The sequence below is a fragment of the Amazonocrinis nigriterrae CENA67 genome (assembly GCF_016056305.1).
In the GTDB taxonomy this organism is placed as follows: domain Bacteria; phylum Cyanobacteriota; class Cyanobacteriia; order Cyanobacteriales; family Nostocaceae; genus Amazonocrinis; species Amazonocrinis nigriterrae.
Genome location: NZ_JAECZC010000093.1, coordinates 108,378 through 130,637, shown reverse-complemented (window position 1 = coordinate 130,637; position 22,260 = coordinate 108,378). Strand labels below are relative to the sequence as shown.

The window sequence follows — 22,260 nt, the reverse complement described above, 5'->3', positions numbered from 1 at the left end:
TACGGTCGTGCAAAAATTGGTGAGCGATTGCATGATTCATGTCCTCGCAATCGAGGACAAAATATATCTTTCATCGGAGCTTTAAGTTTGGATGGGCTGATTGCCACTATGAGTATTTCAGGTAGTGTCAATACCGATGTGTTTGTAACTTATGTGCAACAGATTCTAGCACCACAGTTATGGGCTGGAGCAATTGTTGTCATGGATAATTTATCAGTACATACTGCTGCGGTGATTCGAGACTCAATTGAAGCAGTTGGTGCACGTCTTGTCTTTTTGCCTCCTTACTCACCTGATTTATCTCCAATTGAATTATGCTGGTCAAAACTGAAGCAGTGTTTACGAGCAGCAAAAGTTACAACCCATGAGGCACTAAATCACGTTTTAACTCAGATTGTGAATGAACACATCTCCTCTGATGATGCTTGGGGTTGGTTTGCTCACTGTGGTCTATTCATCTGAAAACTGCTGTAAACACAGAGGTTATGGCAAAGTGCGCTCGTGCTGAGGAGCCAGTGCGCCCTTGCGGTTTCCCGACTTGTACCGCTAAAGCGGAACCCGCAGGGTAGCACCTGGCGTTAGAAAGTAAGTTATTTTAAGGTTTTGAGCAATCAGCAACGTCAGGTGCTTTGGCTGTCGGCGAAGCGCGATCGCGCACTAGCTTCTCAGCACTTTGTTATACTGACTTCGAGTCTTATCTGCTAAAACTCGATTTTTTTCATCTCATTTGCATTTCCAGTGATTGGCAACGTCGGTTTGTACTAATAACACAATTACTATGAAACGTTCATTTCGTAAGTATCATCGTATCCTTGGCATCATCCTATCTCTGCCACTTATTGTAACCGTGCTGACCGGGATGTTAACAACATTTGTCCGTGAGTGGTCTATTAGTATAGGAGTCCCTGCTAGCTTGCTGTTAAGTATTCATACAGGGGAAATTTTCCATCTTGAGGGCATCTATCCAATTTTGAACGGATTAGGATTGCTGGGATTATTGGTGACAGGATTAAGTATGTCTGGTTTGTTCGGTAAAAGAACTCGGCCAAACCCCAAGAATTAAACTAAGAAGCTAATGGCAAACGTACCTGAAAGCAGCTACCAACACCGACTTCACTGGTGACGGTAATATCTCCTCCATGAGTTCTAGCGATCGCATCGGCAATAGCTAATCCCAAACCTGTACCCCCCTCTCGCTGGCTTCTAGCCTGATCTGCCCGCCAAAAGCGATTAAAAATTAGCGGAATGTGTTCTGAAGCAATACCAATACCAGTATCCTGAACATTTATTGCTACCAGCCGCTCAAGTTTCATCAGAGAAACTATGACCGTTCCTCCTCTTGGTGTATAATGCAAAGCATTTTGTAACAGATTAGAAAATAAGCGCTTGAGTTGAATAGCTTCACCTTTAACGAAAACTTCGATTGATATTTCTAACTTCAGGGTAATTTCCTTAGATACTGCTTGGGGTTCCAAAAACTCCACCAAATCCTCTAATAGTTCATCTAGGGGAATAGTTATCCAATCAATTATTTGAATACTAGTGATTGTATCAGTTCGAGCTAATAAAAGTAAGTCTTCTACTAATTGAGTCATTTGATTAGTTGCAGATGATATTGCTGCCAATTTATCCACATTAGCTGGATGAATTATATCTGGATAATTCATAATCACTTCCACTGAGGTTTTAACTACTGTTAGAGGACTTCGTAACTCGTGGGAAGCATCGGCAGTAAACTGTTTGAACTGCTGAAAATTTTGCTCAATTGGCTGTAAAGATTGTCTTGTTAGCCACCATCCACCTAAACCACTAAGAACTATTACAATCAGTCCTCCTAACTCAAATCCCCATAAAAGTCTGTCAAGTTCTTCTTCTAATTCTTTTGTAGATTCATTCACCCGCACATAACCTTGCAGCTTTTTTCCTCCTCCATGCAAACCATGCAGATAAACAGGAATAGTAATGCTGCGAATTTTTTGGTATTGGATAACGTTAAAATCAGCAGTAAATGACATCCGATAAATAGTCTTTCCTGCTTTAGCCAATAGGCGACCATTAACATCAAACCATTCTATCCCTTGATTACTTGTACGTAAATCTTGCCAAGGAATATCTAAATCTCCATCATCATCATTATCTAGAATTTGAGGAACTTTAGTATGAATGACTTTTTGACCAACTGTTGTTGCTATTAAGTTGTGAGCAGCAGCATTTGCTAAATTTACGATTTCACCATCTAGTTTTTGATAGAGATTGTAGGATAAAAAATGGTAGACAACTGTAGTAGCAGTTACCCATATGGTTACCATTACGCCTAAATATGAAAATAAAAGCCGCCTACCTAAAGTCTGAAGCATCAGTTTAAAAAGTTTGTTTTAGTCGATAACCTAAACCGTATACTGTCTCAATAAAATCACTATTAGCTCCAGCATATTTCAGTTTTTGTCGTAAACTACGAATGTGAACTTTTATTGTTTCTTCCCCTGGTGGATCTTCAAAAGACCAAATATGTTTCAAAATCTCATTGCGATTCAACACTTGATGACTGTGACGTAAAAACAATTCTAAAATTTTATATTCTTTGGGAGTCAAAGGAACTGCTTGTCCATTATATGTCACCTCACAACTACTTGGATCTAGACGTAATTTTCCCCACTCAAATACAGAAGGTAAAATATTAATACCTCGCCTTAGTAAAGCCCGAATCCGAGCCATTAGTTCTTGTAAGTCAAAGGGTTTAACGACATAATCGTCTGCTCCTGCATCTAAACCAATTACTTTGTCTGTGCTAGTATCTTTTGCTGTTAGCAATAGAATAGGTATAGAGTAGCCCTCTTGCCGGAGTTGCCGACACAAAGTTATGCCATCCAACTTTGGTAGCATCAAATCTAATACTATTAAATTATAAGGAAAGGCTTTAGCAAACTCCCATCCTACTTGACCATCACTAGCAATATCAACAACATAATTTTGGTCAATTAATACTTCTGCAAGTGCTTTTGCAATACGATATTCATCTTCAACTAAAAGAATTCTCATAACAGTTTTTTCCTGTTAGCATAAACATTTTCTCAAATAATGCCCATATATCCAACAGTAAACGAAGTGACGCATTCTGCAATACAGTGAGGCAGCGCGCTGAGGCAGTACGTGAGATAGCCCCCGTCTTGGCGGTTCCCGTCGTTAGCGCAGCTTTAGCGAGTCTGCGAAGATGACTAGGGTGTGGGATCTGGGGAAGGCATTGTTCGGGGTTTCAAGCCTCGACCAATGCAGTCGTCCTATTAGGACGGAGACGCTAAGCTAACGTCGCGCAACGCTTGCGCTAAGGATTTATTAGCCTTAAACATTACTTAGTTATTAGATAACCATCTACCTTAATCATTTTGTAATGGTAGTTTCTCTGTAATGGTAGTTCCTCTATAGGCTCAATAGATCAAATGACTACTAAGAAAAATTTAGGTTCTCTACTAAGCATTTTACTTGCGGGAACTCTAGGCGTAAACACACAAGCAGTCTTTGCTCGTACAACTAGCCCCGTTGGTAACTTAGATGGTGATGCAGCTTTATTACCGACTGGTCAGGTAATCACACCCTCGGCAACACCAGGTTCTACTTTTGCACCCCTCAAGACTGATTTACGCAAAGATGGCAATGCTGATGCAGCTGAAGCTGTAACCACAGCCCTCAGTCCCGATGGCAAAACTTTACTAGTACTGACTAGTGGTTACAACCAAAACTTCAAAGATGAAAATACAGGTAATACTTTCACTTATGCTGTTTTAGATCCAACTACTGGTAAAGCAAGTAGTGTTAAAACCGCAAAAGCAGAGTGGGTATTTGTCTACGATGTTAGCAATGGCAAGCTAGTTAAACGGCAGCAAATCAACATTCCCAATACATACAACGGTTTAACTTGGTCACAAGATGGTCAACGTTTTTATGTATCTGGTGGCATTGATGACCGCATATATGTTTACAGTTTAAGTGGTAATCAGTACGTACCAGATGCCCCATTTATCCTGCTAGGGCACAATTCTAACCAAACTTCACCCTTCCCTAATTATGATGGGGGTTTGTTAAAAGATACACCCGCTAAAGCAGTAGCTACAGGTGCAGTGGTGGCAGGTTTGGCAGTCAGCAAAGATGGTAAAACTTTGGTAGCTGCCAATTTTGAAAATGATTCCATCTCAATTGTCGATACTACTACTCGTCAGGTAATTAAAGAAATTAAGTTCTTTGAACCAGGCGATAAAATTGCCACAGGGGAATTTCCTTTTGATGTAGCCCTCAAGAGTACAAACTATGGTTTGGCTGACACAGCTTATATCAGCAGCCAACGAGATAATGAGGTCTTGGCTGTGGATGTTAATTCTGGAAAAATTACCAGAATTCCTGTAGGTAGCCAGCCAAACAAAATGCTGCTATCAACTGATCAAAATCAACTGTATGTAGCTAACGGTAACAGTGACTCGATTTCAGTCATTGACACTAATGCTAATAAAGTTGTTCAGACTATATCTCTATCTCGACCTGGAGATAAGTATAAAGGTGCAAATCCCAACTCATTGGCACTAAATTCTAATAATAGCCAACTCTACGTGACTCTGGGCGGTGAGAATGCGGTTGCTGTGGTAGATTTAAAATCCAAAAAAGTAGCTGGACGCATCCCCACAGGTTGGTATCCGAATTCTGTAAGTGTGAGTGCAGACGGTAAAAAATTATATGTGGTCAATGCCAAAAGCACTTCCGGCCCCAACCCCTCTAATAGTCGGACAACAGCAGCCGGAACAGCACGTAACACCAATTTTAGAAATGAGTACAACTGGGCTTTGGAAAAAGCAGGTATTGCAGCTATTCCAGTTCCCAATGGCGGAACTTTAGCTACACTGTCAACGCAAGTAGACAAAAACAACGGTTTTTCTAACCGTCGCCCTGACCGCACAATGCAGTATTTGCAGGGCAAAATCAAGCATGTTATCTACATCATTAAAGAAAACCGCACCTATGACCAAGTGTTGGGTGATTTACCTGTAGGTAATGGTGATCCAGCCCTGACTTTATTTCCACAAAACATCTCACCCAACCATCACCAATTAGCCCTGGATTTTGCCACCTTTGATAACTTCTACGACAGTGGCGAATCTAGTGGCGTGGGTTGGAACTGGTCTACCTACGCCCGGACTACAGATTATACCGAAAAAAGTCAATCAGTTCTTTACGGTAATGCTGGGTTTAACGGTTTAACCTACGACTACGAAGGTACTAATCGCAACATCAGTTTAGCATTGCCGCAAACTTCTGCTAATACCTCTCCCGTTAATACACGCCTCACGGGAATTTTAGATCCTTCTGGTCAGTCTTCTATATTACCTGGCGATAGGGATGTTGATGCTCCCGAAGGTGATGGGGAGTTAGAGCCAAATGCTATTGGTGGTTATTTGTGGGACGCAGCTTTGCGTGCTGGGAAGACGGTACGCAATTATGGTTTCTTCGTAGATAACGGAATTCCTTATACAAGTAGCCAATCTGATCCCACCAAACCAGATCCTAAAAACCCAGCTTACATCCCTGTTTCTGCAACTCCTTACGCTGACAAAATTCCTCAAGCCCCGATTACCAAAACTGCATTGTTGGATAAGACCGATCTTTACTTCCGGTCATTCGACCAAAATAATTCAGATGTTTATCTGATCAACGAATGGGAAAGGGATCTAGCTCAGAATGGAATGCCAAATTTAATGCTTGTGCGTTTGTCTCACGATCACTTTGGTTCTTTTGGCACAGCTTTGTTTGGACTTAATACTCCGGAACTGCAAATGGCGGATAATGATTATGCAGTAGGCAGGTTGGTAGAAAAAATTTCCCACATGCCGGAGTGGAAAGAAACGGCTATTTTCATCATTGAAGATGATTCCCAAAATGGCCCTGATCACGTTGATTCTCACCGTTCTTTGGCTTACGTAATCTCGCCATATATCAAACGCAATACCGTTGTTAGCACTAACTACAACACCATCAGCATTCTGCGGACGATGGAAGACTTACTGAACATTGGTTACTTGGCAATTACAGATGCTAATGCTGAACCAATGTCAGATGCCTTTACCAGAACACCAGACTTTACTCCTTATACAGCTATTGTCCCTGGTAACTTGTGTGGAAACACCGTAGATGCAAAACTAGTACCAGCTTGCCAAGACCAGAATGTGAAGAAGACGGCAGTTGTACCAATTCTTCATGCTAAGAATTGGTGGGCTGATATGACCAAGGACTTTGACTTTATAGGTGAAGATAAGCTCGATCCAGAAGAGTTTAACGAAATTCTCTGGGCGGGGATTAAAGGTGATGAGATTCCCTACCCTGAAAATCGTAGCCGTGCAAATTTGCGCCAAAACCGCGCCCAACTTCTCAAACGCTGGCAATTAAGCGAAAACCTGCGTCCGACGCAAGCCCAAAAGTAAGCAGATAAATGAGTACTGAATTGTCTGTAATTTCTGTTGGTTTTGATTGATATCGAAATGGTGTGAGGCAAAGAGGAGATGTGGGAAATTTTATGCCAGTGCTTACCAATTTCTCCAAGAATTTGGGGGTTATTTTTGGTATTCACTGCCATTAGTCAGACAATTACAGTGCCAGTCTTAGCTGAAGATAGTGAAACTCAATTGATCAACTCTCATACATCAACACAGGATGATGTAGCAGAACAGGTGATATCGGTTTCTCAACTGTCTGATGTACAGCCGACAGATTGGGCATTCCAAGCTTTGCAATCTCTGGTTGAGCGTTACGGTTGTATTGCTGGTTATCCTAATGCCACCTATGGGGGTAATCGTACTTTGACGCGTTACGAATTTGCAGCCGGTGTCAATACTTGCTGGGAAAAAATCAATCAACTGCTGACGACAACCACAACTGACTTAGTGAAAAAAGAGGATTTGGCAACTCTGCAAAAGTTACAAGAAAATTTTGCGGCAGAATTGGCTACCTTGCGTGGCCGGTTGGATGCCTTAGAACCTCGTGTAGATACTGTCCAAAAACAGCAGTTTTCCACCACAACTAAACTGAATGGGGAAGCCATCTTTGCTGTTTCTGGTTTTGCCACAGGACAAGATTCCACTGGTAGTGATATTCCCAATGTTACTACCTTTGGCGATCGCGTCCGACTCAATTTGGATACTAGTTTTACTGGTAAAGATTTGTTGAGAACTCGGCTACAAGCCCTCAATCTCAATTACTTTTCCAGTCGGGCAGGTACTAGAAGTAGATTGCCGGAAGGCACTCTCGCTTTCAATGGCGAAATTGGTGATGATCCAGCAGAAAATAATGAAGTTGGCATTGATACACTGTTTTACAGATTTCCACTGGATCAGAAAACCGCTGTCACCTTATTTGCTAATGAAGGGGAAGTAGATGATTTTGTCGATACTGTCAACCCCTTTTTAGATGGAGATGATGGTGCAAGTGGTGCTTTATCCAGGTTTGGTAGCCGTAACTCGGTTTACTACTTTGTCCCTCAAGGTGCAGGGATTGGGGTAAAACATCAATTCTCTGACAAATTGGAATTGAGTTTAGGGTATTTATCAAATACACCAGCCGATCCTAGTAGTAAAAACGGGATTTTTAACGGTTCCTATGGTGCGATCGCTCAATTAACTTTCAAACCTAGCGATCGCCTCAACATTGGTTTCACCTATGTCAATGCCTACGATAACCTCAACGATGATTTAGCCATTCCAGGTACAGGTAGTAAAAAAGCCAACTTGGGTTTAGTGACTGATAGTCCTGTTTCTACCAATGCCTATGGCTTAGAGGCATCTTTCCAAGTCAATTCCCGCTTTTATGTGAATGCTTGGGCTGGCTATGCCACAACCCGTGTTTTAGGCGTGGGAGATGCAGATATTTGGAACTATGCCCTTGGTTTAGCCTTTCCTGACTTGGGTAAACGCGGCAATCTCGCAGGCATCATCGTCGGTATGGAACCGAAAGTGACTAGTGCTGATGTGGCGATCGCTAATGTGCTTTCTCCCAGGAGAGTAGAAGCCCAAAACCGTAATTCAGCCGCAGATCGAGATACATCTTTGCACATTGAAGCTTTTTACAGCTACGCCATTTCCGACAACATTACGATTACGCCTGGTTTGATTTGGCTGACTGCACCTAACCATGATGAGCGTAACACTGATGCTGTACTGGGAGTAATTAGAAGTACCTTTACCTTCTAAATGCTGTTGTCTTCAAGTCAAGAAAACATGTCTACTGAAAGGATTTCTGATGAATAAGCAACAATTTAGTTCTCATTTTTTCAGATATGGTCTCATAACTGCTTTTTTATTTGCAACCATGTCTGGGGGGTTGATTAGTCCAGCAAAAACCCTTGCTGAATGTACCTCTGGTGCTGCTAGTTGCGATCGTCAAGCTGAAATTCTCCCTTGTGATTCCAGAAATCCATACAACTTAGCTGCCGACACCTCTAGAATCAAAAGAATTCGCATCTCTTGGAATGTGTGCCAAAAAAATGATTTCTATCAAGTCAGTTGGGGCGATAGTAAAGATGATGTGGCACAAATCGATGACCCCACAGCCAGAAGTTGGATTTATACAGGCGCGAGAGACTCTGTAAAATACACCTTCAAAGTTCGTGGATGTAATCATCTTTCGACTCAAGATTCTACCCAACAACCAGATTGTACTGCCTGGCAGGAATTAGCTGTCACCACACCTGATTGGTAATTTGCTGAATGTATTGCATGAATTTTCATGTACTACAAATTAGCCGACTAACCTCAACAGAGCTTACATAGAAACAGAGCATATTTTTAGCCCATTTCCACATTAAATAGCCCCTATTTGTCACAAAAATTTCTTTGAGGAAAACCGCAATGAAGTTGCTAAAAAAAATAGCTCTAACTACTGCTAGTTTAGCAATCACCTTGACTACAGTTAGTGTTAAATCTGCATCCGCGGCTATTATCAATTATGCTTTTAAAGTTAATACTCCCTTAACTCAAGGCAGTGGCTTTTTTAGCTTTGATGATGCAACTTTCAATAATGATAATTTTCCAGTAGCACCAGTTAATTCGTTAAATTTCACATTTGATAATGACCCTCAGACTGTTTACACCGAAAAAGATGATATTGATTACCCAACACTAGGGCCAGTTATCTATCAAAACGTAGCAGGACAGTCATCTTTTGGATTGTCATATCTGTTCACAGAAAAGTCTAACTCTTTAACAAATTACGCAGTTGATGGCTATAGTTTTAGGGTAGGTGATCAAGAATTCAGCAATGCTATTACATATACTCCAGTTCCTGAACCTGCAACTATAGGTGGTTGTTTCATTGTTTGTGGTATTAGCTTGTTGATGAACAGAAAGACCAAATCTAGTTAAAAAGTTTAGCTATTTTCAGGTAAATAGCCCATTCAGTAGATGTAAATATTTAAACTCATCCCACTCCTTTTAACGTGAGTTCGATGACCTCTCCCTCCCGACCTCCCTCTCCTAAGAGGCGAGGGAGGAGAAACGAAAAAATAAGGGTTTTACTCCCCTCTCCTTGTAGGAGAGGGGCCGGGGGAGAGGTTAAAACAGCACCTGTCGAACTCACGTCCTTTTAGGGGTGGGATTTCGCAAGTATAAGGAATCGCGTATAGGGCATTGGAAAGAATACCATTGTATCAGCGTAACTCACCACCTGAGATTTGGGGTGCGTTAGAACGTTACCCGACACCCCATACCCAAAGTCATACTCAGTTACAAATTAATGCCAAACATTTAAAAAACTGGTTTACAAACTGTTGTTACTGTACTTCATAAACCTGCAATAGGCTGTAAGCTTGATTTTGCGGTAAGTCTGGTAAGCTGCGTATACCAGAGATACTGCATTGTGTAGACAGTTATCTTTAAGCAGAATACCTACAGAGAACTACACTTGTAAAATCGAAAGGAAATTATTGATGCAAAAGCTGAAAAAATGTTTGTTGCTTGCAATTTCTTTATGTTTCTGTTTAACCCTGTGGTATAGACCAGCATACGCATTCATCACTCTCAACGATCAATTTGTTGCTGGGCAAGCTTGCGAGGCTCTAGAGTCAATTAGAAGCAAAACCAACCCAGGAAATATCCGACTAACTCCTCAAAAAACCTATCCAGTCGTTGGTAAAAACAGAGATAACGCATCCTATTACTTGCTTAAGGTTGAGGGCGCTCAACCGTTGACTCGCTGGGTATCCGTACAATGCGGACAACTTTTAGGTTCTTCTGCTCCAGTCGATCAGGCTTATTTACTAGCCCTCAGCTGGCAACCATCCTTTTGTGAAACAAAGCCAACTAAGCCTGAATGCCAGAGTCAAACGGCACAACGGTTTGATGCCACAAACTTAGTTCTACACGGTTTATGGCCCCAACCGCGCACCAATATCTATTGCAATGTTAGTAACGATATCGAACGTCTTGACAAAAATAATCAATGGTCACAGTTGCCACCAATCAATTTATCTCAGGAAACACGCAATGCACTAGCTGTGAAAATGCCAGGATTTGCTTCTAATCTGCATCTACATGAATGGTACAAACATGGAACTTGCTACAGCGAATCACCAGAAGAATATTTTCAAGAAGCGATCGCTTTATTAGATCAAGTGAACAATTCTTCAGTCGGTGATCTATTTGTGAGAAATATTGGTAACTTCCTATCTGCTAACGAGATTCGAAATCAGTTTGATGAAGCGTTCCATGATGGAGCGGGAAGCAAGGTTCAAGTTCAATGTGAAAGAGATATTGATGAAGATAAAAACAATATGGTAGTAGAGCTACAGATTAATTTGAGAGGTAACATTCAGCCTGACACTCCCATTGAAACTCTCTTGCAAGCTGGTCAAACGGTTCCAGCAGGTTGTACTCGTGGAGAAATCGATCCTGCTGGTTTCAATTAATCACGTGCAGTAGACCGAAAACTTCTGCGTTCGTCGTTCGCGGTCTTAGTCTTTGAAGAAGAAGCTGAAACCTCGCTTTTGGCAGGGTGTTGGGGGTGGCTGAAGAGGGTGTAGGGTTTAAGACAATTAAATTTTAGTTGCGTCAAGGAGTTCAACATCTTCTTAATTCCCCACACCTGCTCATCCAGTTATGTGTGAAACAACTATTTAATGTTGATTGGCAGTGTTTTTGCCCTCACCATTCGGGATAACAATACTGACATTCTGCATCATGCCTTGGTCTTCATGGTCGAGAATATGGCAGTGCAGCACAAATTCGCCAGGATAACGCTCGTAACGGGTGCGTACGACGATGGTGTAAAGTCCTGTTTTCGGTGGTAGGTCACTTAGCTGTGGCGGCGGATTTGAAATCAGACTTTTTACCCAGAGGGTATCTTTCCATACGCCTCTTAGCCCTGGATACTGCGGATCGCACTTGGGTGTTTTAGGATCTTTCGGGTCGCGCTCGCATTTACCATCGGGATTATCTATCGCATTCGATAAACTGATATCATTACCGTTTGGGTCGAGGATTTTGACGATCTGGAAAGGATTCACATGGATGTGGAACGGATGGCCGACGAAGTACGACTCCAAAGTCCATTCATCGGCGCCGCCTAGGGTCAGTTCCCGGTCTATGCGATTGAAATCATAGGGCTTGAAAGCGAAATTCGGGCCTATAACGTTGCTGACCTCAAACTGGGCCGGAGTGCTATATACGTTGATGAAGAAAGCCAGTTCCTGCTTTCCAGTGAGCTCTTTGTCTTGGATATCAGGGTGAGGTATAAAGGCAGTTAGCTTTAGCCCGCTTTCTAAATCATCTATAATCGCGTCTCGGAGCTGACCTGGCACTGGCAGCCTGAAATAGGCGGCGTTGATGAGTTTTTCCGTGAGATAATCGTGGATGTCGGGAACTACTGTGTCGCCCTCAGCTATGACTATACCCAGTAGTTGTCGGCTCTCCGCATTCCTGGTGACACTTCCCGAAGCTGGGGCAGATGTATCGACCACACAGTAACGACCTGGTTCGGGGAAAACCACTAACGCATCATTGCGGTAGCCAGGCTGCAAGGTGGTCAAGGTAGTTTGCCATGCCTGGGATCTGGTCAGTCCGTCGTCGGCGATGATGTGGTACTTGATGGAATCGCCCGTACAATTTTCGCCGATGTAACGGTCGGCATCAGCGGCTCTCAACGTGTTAACATTGGGCGCGTTCTTTTTCAACTTGTGAAACTCTAGGCTGATGGTTTCGCGCAGGCCTGCATGAATCATCCGCCAACGTTCAATTTCGCCGGACTTAGCGAGGAAGGTAGGCAGAATCAACCCATTAATGCTTGTGTAACGCCCAGATCCAGTCCAGGAGTTGGGGCCGGTGGGGCCGAAGCCATTGTAAGACTCAATGTCACCAATTTGATTTGGCTCACAAGCCCAGATAACATTTCCGCTGCTGTCTTGTCCGCAGTCATATGGAATTTGTTGTAGCACCAAGACTCTTTCTTTGATGTCGGCTCCTTTGAGCAAGGTGTCGATGTCGCCGTTAGCACTTTCGCTAGGCAGGCGATCGCCGCGCACGATCAAAGCACCAGCCATGCCACTTGCTACTTGAAGTGCTGTTGAGCCATGTAGATGGGGGTGATACCAAAAGGTGCCAGCCGGATGGTCAGGTGGAATGTTGTATTCATATGTGAAGCGCTCATTGGGCTTGATCGACACCAGCACATTATCACTATTGCCGCTGGGACTGACCCACAAGCCGTGTGAATGCAAATTCGTGTTGTTGAAGCAATGAGGATTGTTCTCATCGCCTTCTTTACAACTAGGATCATCAACTGGCAGTTGGTTGTTAAGGTTGATTCGCACAGTGTCGCCTGGTTTGGCCTCAATGGTCGGCGCGACATATGGCGTGTCTGGACTAGTACCGGTGCCAACATAACTACGCAACTGCACATTGTCATCGCGCTGGGTTGCTGGATTGTAGAGTTTGCTAGGGGTATAGACAATGTTGAGATCGAACTCTTTCTCGACCTTGGCATCCGGTCTTGTTGTCGGTTTACCCAGGCGTGGAGTTGTTAAGGTGGGTTTGTTGCGGAGTTCCAACACCGGCGGATTTTCCAAGATGCGCCGATTTTCCACGACGCTTTCTGCTGGCGGCAGATTTTCCACGACGTTTGCTGCTGGCGCTGCTTGTACAGATGGCGCTGAGAACGTCATCATCAGTACCGATATAAAAGCCGCAAAAGCAACCATTGTCCAGGCTCGAATTAAACCCGGATAATGATAGTTGCACTCAGATGTTTTGACCATTTCTTATAAATCTTTTTGTAACTGTGAATTGAACTTTAACCATCAACTTCATATGACTTCAGTAGATCGAAAAGATTTCTCAAAGCCTTAGTAACCGTACATTTGAGCGAGCGTATACAATCCGCCAGAATGACCATATCATCTGCTTAAAAAGCAATAGGTTTGTAGATGAGTTCTCCTGGTGAGGCAGGCGATCGCTCTGACCAGTTCCAGAATAGTCGCTGCAAACCCTTAATATTTCGTCAACTTACAAAAATTTTCGCTCTACTGAAATCTCAGAATGTATGCCTATTGACTGACAGAGATAATACTCTGTGGGAGCGTAGTTCTCCTTTTGTTAAGAACCATCAATTATCAATCTTTTTAGGCTATGTAAAACTTATATCTTGGGATAGATGTGTGTCAACTGATTTTAACTTTCTGAAAAGAAAGCCTTATTGTTTATTAACATTAGTATTTGTAATTGGTGAATAAAAAGACAAAATAGCGATCGCACTGGTTATAGATAAGAGTGCGATCGCATGTGTGAGAATAATTAGACAGCTACTAGTTCTGTGACTGGTTCATACTCCTGTAACCATTCCCATTCTTGGGGAGTTAATACAGGATGCAGGAAATTTGCTAGTACCCTATCTGTTGGGCAGCAAGCCCACGCTATACCCGATTAAGGGTTAGCGTAGGTAGTTCACGCATTGTATTCTGCCTGTATTTTGATCGAGGAACTGTTATCAAACACCTTAACGAAACTGATTCTGATGTTTTCGTTGTAGTACCAGGCATTGCTTTTTGAACCGCTTAGCCTATGCGCCCGATCATCAGGGTTGCCGCCTGAAATTAAACCAACCTCTTGCCCGTTTAGTGTGATCTTCTTCAATGCGCCTGAATTGCCTGTGGTTTCAGACGGATCGTGCAGGATCGCTACGAAGAAAAAGTCTTCTTTGGGCTGATAGTTGTCATGTTTACGCTCTACGATAATCTGGCGTGTTGAACCAGTTTTGTTGTGGGTAATTAGTACCTCACGATATTCACTGTTAGCCAGGTCATCATTATCGTATATAGCTGACTCCTTGGGTTCAGAAGCACGGCTGACGCCATCATCCAAGTACATGGTGTATTGACCACTTTCACCGGGATAGATATTCAGCGTGATGGGATTGAGCAAACCTTTGCTGTTCCGCTCTCCGACATATTGTTCAACCTCTATAGTGGGTATGATAGCACCTGCTCGCACGTAGATGGGAACGATAAAGGGAATGTGTTTGGGGTCGCCACTGAGACTAGCATCAAAACCGCGGATAGTAGTCCCACCATCGACAGGAGCATCAAGGGGCTGTTTGTTGTCTTTAAAAGTATACCAGTTGCTGCCAGCGGGTAGATAAATATCGCGTTTGCCGTAGCCGTTACTAGCTGACTGCGGATCTAGAACTGGAGCGACGAGGATATCGTGGCGGACAAAGAACTGGTCATCAAGGAAGGCGATTTTGTCGTTGTAGAGCGCCTTGTCTTGCGGGTCGTTGAGGAACATCGGGCGGCAGATGGGCAACCCATCATAGGTGTTCTCAAACATGGCATCATAGAAGACCTGAAGCAGGCGATACCGCAATTCAATGTAATACTTACAGGCAGGTAAAACTGCGCGGTACAGATATTGCGGTTCTGGTAGGTTACCACCCCAATTTTGCTTAAACCATTCTTCGTACATGAAGATTTCTTGGAACTCTTTCCGTCCCTTACGCATGTAATGGTTGCGGAACCAGGGTAGGAAAGCTCCCGCAGCAACCCAACGGATAAACAGTTCTGGGCCGACCCAGCGTTGTTGGTCGTTCTCTTGTTCAAAGCCGCCGACATCTTGTCCGCAGATGGTAACGCCAGTCATACCAAGTGACATCACTTGAGACACGTTCATCTTCAAGAAATCCCAGGTCGAAGAGTTGTCCCCTGTCCACAATGCGGCAAAGCGGTGTGCGCCGGTGAAACTACCGCGCCCGACGATGAAGTTACGATCCTTGCGGCGCTGTCCTGGTTTATCTGACTGGTCTGAGTAGACAAGGCTGTTGAGGCCGTAGTAGGTCGCTTTGTGGAGATTGTATGAATACAAGTTCCACACCTTAATGGCTGGCGTCAGCTTGGGTTGTTCTCCCACAATAGAGTCGTCAGTAACCAACAATCGGAAGGGGAAGCCCCGCATATCCCCACGACGAGAACGGATCGCAGGTGTTGTCATGTCCTGCCAAACCATTTCCAGTCCCATATCATAGAGATATTGATATTGCTTACCCCACCAATCACGCACTTCTTGCCGTCCTAAATCGGGGTAATGACCGGGGGTACCCATTTCTAGACCTGTATGTCGGTCATTTCCGTAGTAAACTTCCCCAATATAAGGATTGCCCGTATTGGCGTTGTGTTCTGGGTCGTGTGCGAAGAAAACGCTTTGCTGTCCAGGTGGATCGTAATTCTGGTAGCTGTAACCTTTGTTCAGGTCTTCAGGGTTGCTCAGATTGAGATCACCGAAGAAGCGCTTATCTTTGACAAAATAGCCCTTTTCTATACCTTCGGTGTAGGATTTGTATGGCGTTTTCTGGTTGCTGCTAATAATTGGGGTAATGTTCGTGCTACACTTCACACCCTGCGCTTTTAAAGTGGCAAACATGCCTTTGGGATCAGGAAACTTCTGTGTATTAATGGTGAAGGTGTGATAGTTATCCTGTACGTCTACATCCACATGGAGACCGTCGAGGGGAATTTGGTAGTCACGATGCTTGCGAACAGTCCATTCCAAAGCGCCCCGGTCTTCATATCCATAGCATCCTTGGTGATATCCTAAAGCCCATCTGGGTTTTAGCCGCGATCGCCCGACAATCTCAGTAAAGCTCTCTATCAACTCTGCTGGAGTGTCTGCCATGAAGAAATAATAGTCAAGGTCGCCGAAGCGAGTACCAACCAGATAGTGACTGGAGTTCTGGTAGCCAATATCCATCAGGACTTGACCGCGGTTGTCAACGTATATGCCAGTGACGCAATCTTTTTCAGGAACACCGTTAAATTCAATGAAAAACGGTTCTGAGTGGTAAAGCGGTTCCCGTCCGTCTAAGGGGCCGTAATTATAGACCTGCCGGTACCGCATGTTATCGAAATTGAAATAGTTTAGTTGCCCACTATTGCGGCATAGTGATTTACCACCTTGTTCGCCAAAGCCAATATATTTGGCTGGTGCAGGTTTATCCACAGACTGGATAATGGCATAATCGTCATTGCCGTTGGGAGTGTACAATATCCCAGGTAGTGATGTCTCCCATACTTTAAAGGTAGTGCCGTCCGGTTCACAGTTAATCACATTAATTTGGAATGGATCTGTGGTAACTACTACCTGCATGATAGCTTCATTATTTTGCTGCTTTTTTGTAGTTAGTATGCAGCCGTAACCACCTTTGTCTTCGTAATCTATATAAAACTCTTCATCTCCCTGCTGTGCTGCGTCCTTTAACTCAGTGAAGGTGTTTTGGACTAACGCACGAGTGTTGTTATTGCTGTAATCTTCTTTGCGTTTTTTGGGGTTGAAACGAACCCGGAAGGTATCATTCTGAACGAACTGAAGCAGCATGGCACAGGTATTGCCATTGCTGTTTTGAAACTCAAGTATGAGTGTTTGTTCTTGGTCTATGTATTGATAAGAAGAGGCTTTCTTAAGAGTTTGCCAGCTTTTGATGTTGTTGAAATATTCTTCGACTGTAACGAACTTGTAGACATCAGATAAAATTGGCCCTGACATATAGTAAACCTCTCGTGATATTAAAGGAATTTGTCTGCAAGACTAACTGAGGTAAATCTAGCTGAAATTTCTACCTTGGACTCTCAAGATTAATTTGTGTAATCTGTGGGAGCCAAGGACAAAAGATTTGCTTGGTGTTAGCGATCGCCATGTCAAAATTAGGAAAGCAATCTCCCTCAATCAAGTTACTGAGTTTAAGCTTTAGCCAACGGGTGATATTCTATTGCCATCCAAATGCAATCTGTATCTGCGTAATATTGATGCCACGGATAAATGTATTGGTTGTTTTCTTCAACTTGACAAAATGGCACAACAGTTGTGAAGCCTGGACTCATCAACATGTCTTCGTAGAGAGTGCCATAATCTTGAGCTTTGAACTTCTGCATTCTGCCAGTACCGAATATCTCTGTGTGGATTTCGATAAAGTCATGCTTGTTGTGTATGAAACAATTGGTGTGTGAGGGGGCAAACCATAAGTTGAGTTTAACGACAAAGCTTTGCTTTTGACCTGGCGTCTGTGCTTGCCTTGTCATGTAATACGGGTCAATCTCTACAATACCCGCGTCATCTTGTGGCGATTTCCATAGAGGTGTATTCTTGGGGTAAGGTAATTCGCTTGTATTGCCATTACTAGGCGAATCTTCAATAGTATCGCCTAATAGAAACCAACCCTGTTCCAAAATAATATTCCCGATATTGGTGGTGTCTTTGACTTCGATCAATATCAGTGCTTGAGCCTTCTCAATGGTTATGTCTTTAAGGATAGTTGAGGAGAAAGCAGGAATAATATTTCTAACGGGCTGGCCAACGGATACATCCCACATGTGGGGGTTGATTACAATGGTTTCGTTGTTAATGTAATAATTATTCACATTTTCAACGTATTTTGCATCTATGTGCGAACCGGAAAAGCTTAACTGCTTTTCCACGTTATATGCCAGCGTGCTTGTCATGGTTTACTTCTTCTCTGCTCGACAAAATCTACTCACAGCAAACAAAGCAGTTAAAAGCATTTACTTACTGTTTGAATACGAACTGTCGGTGGCACTTGCTCCACCGAAGCTAATTGATGACACGCCCTAGCGGGCATTACTGAAAACTCTGTTCAACACGTTATTACATTTTTTATGCAAATGCAAGGACAGTTAAGACAGTTAAGACAGTTAAGCAAACATTTAAGATTAATTTAATAAGTGCCTAACTGCTATATACCAGACGTATATCAGAGTGTAGGTTCAAACTTGCCGGAAAGATGATATTATAATTAGCTTTGATTCTGAGTTGACTCTGGTTTTTATCCTCAGTGCAGCTTGCGGTTGTTTCAGTGTTTATCCGCCTGATGTATAAGGACTTTAGATTCCGAATTGTAAAAAAATTTTACTAAGTTTTTAATTCACTGTTTTTGGTTGAAAAGAGACGTAAAAATAGGGGTTTGAGATTATTCTCTGCCGAAGGTAACAAAAAAGGAACAGGGAACTCTTCACGCTGTTTTAAAGAATCGAATAATTTCGCGGACATGATCGAGAAATTGTCCGTCGGTGGAAAGTTGGGCGATCGCATTTTTTGCTTCTCTCCCCAAACGTTCATGTTCGCTTTGATTTGTAGCTCGTAATTCTTCTAAACTTGCGGTAATCTTAGCTAATTCTCGGCGAGTTTCTTCGCTAAAACGTTGTTGAGTTGCAGTTAAAGAATAAGGTTGTTCTGGATTAAGTTGGTCTTCTATTTGCCGGACTTTCTCTTCTAAAGAATTGAAGCGATCGCGCAGTTCTACAATATCTTCACGGGGATATTTCCATTCAGTACGAATCATTGTCAACCGTGCATATAAATATTCGTAAGCACGGATAGCTGGACGTAAAACGGTTAACAACAAAGCTGCACCAGAACTAATATATCCTACAGCACTAATACCAGTGGCAGCGAGGGTATAAAGTCCAACGGCTGAAAATAAGTGTAAGGCAATGGCAACCCAGAGCGATCGCTTTGCCAACAAATTGACATATTTTACTTGTTTTTCATCTACAGGAATGCCTTTCTCAGCCGACTGTGCTGCTTCTGCTAACACTTCTTTGGCTTGAAAATGCACATTCCAAGGTACAGTTACAATCACCAATAACCACCAAAAACTTGCACCACCAATTACCCAGTCAAGAAAGTTACCTGCGGGTATGTGCAACCATTGCAATAATCCAAAAGCTAGTAGCACTACAACTACAATTCCCGTCACGGAACTGATCAATAGGCTGAAATACATATTACCTACCTCCGGTGAAACTATCACCTCGATCATGACTAGCTGTCTTTATTTATACGGAAATGGTTGTGATGCTTTTTCTAGTTGCACATCCTAGTTGGGGAAATTTCAAAAACCAATTATCCCGCTTGAAGTTGTTGATTGAAGACTATAACTGATGACTGGTGACTCTTAGAGGTTGTTTGAAAAGTATTATTGCTAACATCAAAGCCTAAAAAACCTAACCCCCCTACCCCCTTCCCTACGAGGGAATGGGGCTTTCAAAGCCTCTCTCCCTGTGGGGGAGAGGAATGGAAGTGGGGTTCTTAGTATACTTTTCTACTTTCCAAACATCCTCTTAGAGATGAAAAATTACAATGGAATATTTTTTATTTGTGTTATCAATGATTGTGACAGATAGAATACCCAAAAGCTTATTCAATAACTTTTCTGCAATCCAAAATCCAAAATCCAAAATCCAAAATTCTATCAGTCCCTTATTCAATCATATAGCTACGCCAGATACGTTGATTATCTTTACTACCTTTATCTGGAAGTAGCAAGCGCCAAGTTTTACCTTCTTGCTGAATTTGCAGGTAAAGGTCGAATGGTTGTTGCGGTTGCGTCAACTGTCTTTGAGGTAGCTTGACAATTAAGTCATAATTTCCGCGAACACGGAAAGCGGGTAAATTTTCAATGGTTAGAGGTTGTTCTTGGGTAATTGCTAGCCGTTTGATTTCCAATCCTCGAAAGTCTAGATTTACTTGTTGGCTGAGTTGCTGTTGGGTTAGCGATAACTGAAGTGCGATCGCTTTTTGCACTAACTGGCTAGTCGGTAGTAGTCCAATACTGCCACAAGCTGTCAATAGTACCAGCAAAATTGCTGTAAAAACGAGCCGCACCATGTTATTTCCGATATTTCACTCTCCAGCGATAGTATAGCGGTAGATGTGTTCAATTCTCTAATCAGCTATGTCATCACAGACGATTAATCTTGATTCTCAGCTTTACGACTACCTTTTATCTACTTCTGTGCGGGAACCGGAGATCCTTTGGAGGTTGCGCCAAGAAACTGCTAGTCATCCTCGCGCCAGAATGCAGATTTCACCGGAACAAGGACAGTTTATGAGATTGTTAGTGCAACTTTTAGGTGCGAAAAAAACCTTGGAACTTGGGGTATTTACTGGTTATAGTTCCCTTTCTGTAGCTTTGGCGTTACCCGCTGATGGCAAGATTGTTGCTTGTGATGTCAGTGAAGAATTTACTGCGATCGCTCGGCAATATTGGCAGCAAGCAGGGGTTGCCGATAAAATAGACCTGCGATTAGCACCAGCCTTGGAAACTTTAGATGCACTATTGGCAGATGGTCAAGCTGGGACGTTTGATTTTGCCTTTATCGATGCTGATAAAGAAAATTATGATGGCTATTATGAGCGATCGCTGCAACTATTGCGTCCGGGTGGATTGATTGCTATTGATAATGTCTTATTGTCTGGACGAGTTGCCAATCCCCAAATTCAAGACGAAAGTACCCAAGCTATCCGTGCGCTTAACAAAAAGTTACATGATGATGACCGGGTAACGCTGTCTCTTGTGCCTATTGGAGATGGGCTGACTTTAGCACTCAAGCGAACTGAAGACATACTATAACTGAGTAATATAAATAGTTACTTTTGAAAGTAATACAAAAAAGGATTGAGAATCAGGTGATGTCAAAAGCATAGTTCTCAACCTTTTTATTTCAAATATTTTTGGCAATAAGTTTTATAAACAACAGAGTTATAAGTATTTTTTAATAAAAATATAACTCAAGTAAGATTTTTTTTAAAAGTCAATTAACTATCTTGATTAAGTGACAAAACAAGCCTAATTTTGGGAGTAAATTCAGCTACATTCAATTATGAATAGCTTCTAAAAAATTGATATTTTCCAGTTATCTAAATACATAATATGTGGAGCAAAGAATAAATGTATGCATATGGTCTGGCAAAAAATACGAAGAAGAGTTATCAAAAAAATTAATCAAATCCCATTTGTGCAACATCAAGCTGATATTGCATATCAAATAGCAGTGGAAAATCATAAAAACTACCTGCCGACTATTTCCCAAGACGACCTGAAATTAGTTGAGAAAATTAAAAATGAAGGAGTTGTAATTACTTCATTAGATGATTTAGGTATTTTATCTAGTTTACAACTTATTGATTCAGCAAAAAACCTAATGGTAAAAATGGCTGCCAATAACTCTATTGAAAAAAATCAATTTGTTATTCATGCTACTTCCCCGCAATTGATGGAACATCCCCAAATTTTTTTGTGGGGATTAGAACAACGTTTACTGAATATAGTAGAACATTATATCGAACTACCAATAGCATATCATGGTGCATATTTTCGTAGAGATATCGCTAATAAATTAGAAATAGGTTCTAGGCTTTGGCATATAGATCCAGAAGACCGGAAAGTATTAAAAATTATAGTTTATTTGAATGATATTGGTGAAAGCGAAGGCCCGTTTCAATATATTCCCCAACCTTTAACTGCAAAAGTAGCTCAATCTCTCAAATATACTTATGGTTATATTAAAAACAGCACTATGCAAAAAGTTATATCACCAACTCATTACAGATCATGCATAGGGAATTCTGGGACAGTAGTTTTTGCTTCTACTGGTAATATTTTCCACAGAGGCAAGCCACCTGAAGCTTCAGATAGATATACTATCTTTTTTGATTACACTTCCAGACGAAAACAAGATTTAAATTATATCAATTTTACTCTGCCACATAAAGATTTAGTTTTACTATCTCAAAACCTTTCTGAGCAACAGCAGCAGTGTCTTTTTTGGCAAAAAAATCTGAAATAAATTGAAATATTTTGTATTTGAAAATATCCTAGTGGTTGTCCTTTGTCATTAGTCCAAAGTCCTTTGTAAATACTTTTGACTAATGACTAATGACAGTCTTAAAAGCGTGATTT

The 22,260-nt window shown here is 42.1% G+C and carries 16 protein-coding genes; 9 read left to right on the top strand and 7 right to left on the bottom strand.

Annotated elements, in window-relative coordinates:
* A partial coding sequence (locus I8748_RS30110) for an IS630 family transposase (protein WP_198128155.1) occupies nt 1-462 on the top strand: 462 nt, incomplete at its 5' end.
* 316 nt (nt 463-778) lie between these two features.
* Entirely contained in the window at nt 779-1,063 is a 285-nt protein-coding gene (locus I8748_RS30105) for a peptidase (protein ID WP_198128154.1), read from the top strand.
* Nucleotide 1,064: 1 nt separating this feature from the next.
* Here the strand turns inward: I8748_RS30105 and I8748_RS30100 are convergent, their stop codons facing one another.
* Both I8748_RS30100 and I8748_RS30095 read right to left on the bottom strand, forming a co-directional pair.
* Entirely contained in the window at nt 1,065-2,357 is a 1,293-nt protein-coding gene (locus I8748_RS30100) for a sensor histidine kinase (protein ID WP_214662815.1), read from the bottom strand.
* A gap of 4 nt (nt 2,358-2,361) precedes the next feature.
* Nucleotides 2,362-3,039 carry a response regulator transcription factor gene (locus tag I8748_RS30095; protein WP_198128152.1) on the bottom strand — a complete coding sequence of 226 codons (678 nt, stop codon included), beginning with the start codon at nt 3,037-3,039 and terminating at the stop codon, nt 2,362-2,364.
* Nucleotides 3,040-3,437: 398 nt separating this feature from the next.
* Between I8748_RS30095 and I8748_RS30090 the strand changes: the two genes are divergently transcribed.
* The 5 genes from I8748_RS30090 to I8748_RS30070 all read left to right on the top strand — a co-directional run bounded on the left by I8748_RS30090 (nt 3,438) and on the right by I8748_RS30070 (nt 10,933).
* Nucleotides 3,438-6,461 (top strand): bifunctional YncE family protein/alkaline phosphatase family protein, encoded by a 3,024-nt coding sequence (locus tag I8748_RS30090; RefSeq protein WP_198128151.1) that lies wholly within the window; start codon nt 3,438-3,440, stop codon nt 6,459-6,461.
* Between the two features lie 78 nt (nt 6,462-6,539).
* Entirely contained in the window at nt 6,540-8,222 is a 1,683-nt protein-coding gene (locus tag I8748_RS30085) for an iron uptake porin (protein ID WP_198128150.1), read from the top strand.
* A gap of 49 nt (nt 8,223-8,271) precedes the next feature.
* Nucleotides 8,272-8,730 carry a hypothetical protein gene (locus I8748_RS30080; protein WP_198128149.1) on the top strand — a complete coding sequence of 153 codons (459 nt, stop codon included), beginning with the start codon at nt 8,272-8,274 and terminating at the stop codon, nt 8,728-8,730.
* A 149-nt stretch (nt 8,731-8,879) separates the two neighbouring features.
* Nucleotides 8,880-9,392, top strand: coding sequence for a PEP-CTERM sorting domain-containing protein (locus tag I8748_RS30075; RefSeq protein WP_198128148.1), 513 nt, complete (start codon nt 8,880-8,882; stop codon nt 9,390-9,392).
* Nucleotides 9,393-9,955: 563 nt separating this feature from the next.
* Nucleotides 9,956-10,933: a ribonuclease T2 family protein gene (locus tag I8748_RS30070; RefSeq protein ID WP_198128147.1), complete on the top strand. Its 978-nt coding sequence runs from the start codon at nt 9,956-9,958 to the stop codon at nt 10,931-10,933.
* Nucleotides 10,934-11,140: 207 nt separating this feature from the next.
* Here I8748_RS30070 and I8748_RS30065 read toward each other — a convergent pair whose 3' ends face one another.
* From I8748_RS30065 to I8748_RS30045, 5 genes are all read right to left on the bottom strand, one after another.
* Nucleotides 11,141-13,276, bottom strand: a complete 2,136-nt coding sequence (locus I8748_RS30065) for a multicopper oxidase family protein (protein WP_198128146.1) — start codon at nt 13,274-13,276, stop codon at nt 11,141-11,143.
* Nucleotides 13,277-13,961: 685 nt separating this feature from the next.
* Entirely contained in the window at nt 13,962-17,048 is a 3,087-nt protein-coding gene (locus I8748_RS30060) for a TIM-barrel domain-containing protein (protein WP_198128145.1), read from the bottom strand.
* A 194-nt stretch (nt 17,049-17,242) separates the two neighbouring features.
* Nucleotides 17,243-18,001, bottom strand: coding sequence for a hypothetical protein (locus I8748_RS30055; RefSeq protein WP_198128144.1), 759 nt, complete (start codon nt 17,999-18,001; stop codon nt 17,243-17,245).
* 527 nt (nt 18,002-18,528) lie between these two features.
* Nucleotides 18,529-19,302 (bottom strand): hypothetical protein, encoded by a 774-nt coding sequence (locus I8748_RS30050; RefSeq protein ID WP_198128161.1) that lies wholly within the window; start codon nt 19,300-19,302, stop codon nt 18,529-18,531.
* A 476-nt stretch (nt 19,303-19,778) separates the two neighbouring features.
* Nucleotides 19,779-20,186: a hypothetical protein gene (locus tag I8748_RS30045; RefSeq protein WP_198128143.1), complete on the bottom strand. Its 408-nt coding sequence runs from the start codon at nt 20,184-20,186 to the stop codon at nt 19,779-19,781.
* 67 nt (nt 20,187-20,253) lie between these two features.
* On the opposite strand from I8748_RS30045, the gene I8748_RS30040 reads away from it, so the two are divergent.
* Nucleotides 20,254-20,931 (top strand): class I SAM-dependent methyltransferase, encoded by a 678-nt coding sequence (locus I8748_RS30040; protein WP_198128142.1) that lies wholly within the window; start codon nt 20,254-20,256, stop codon nt 20,929-20,931.
* 322 nt (nt 20,932-21,253) lie between these two features.
* Complete coding sequence (locus I8748_RS30035; RefSeq protein WP_198128141.1) at nt 21,254-22,147, top strand: 2OG-Fe(II) oxygenase; 894 nt, start codon at nt 21,254-21,256, stop codon at nt 22,145-22,147.
* The last annotated feature ends 113 nt before the right edge of the window (nt 22,148-22,260 follow it).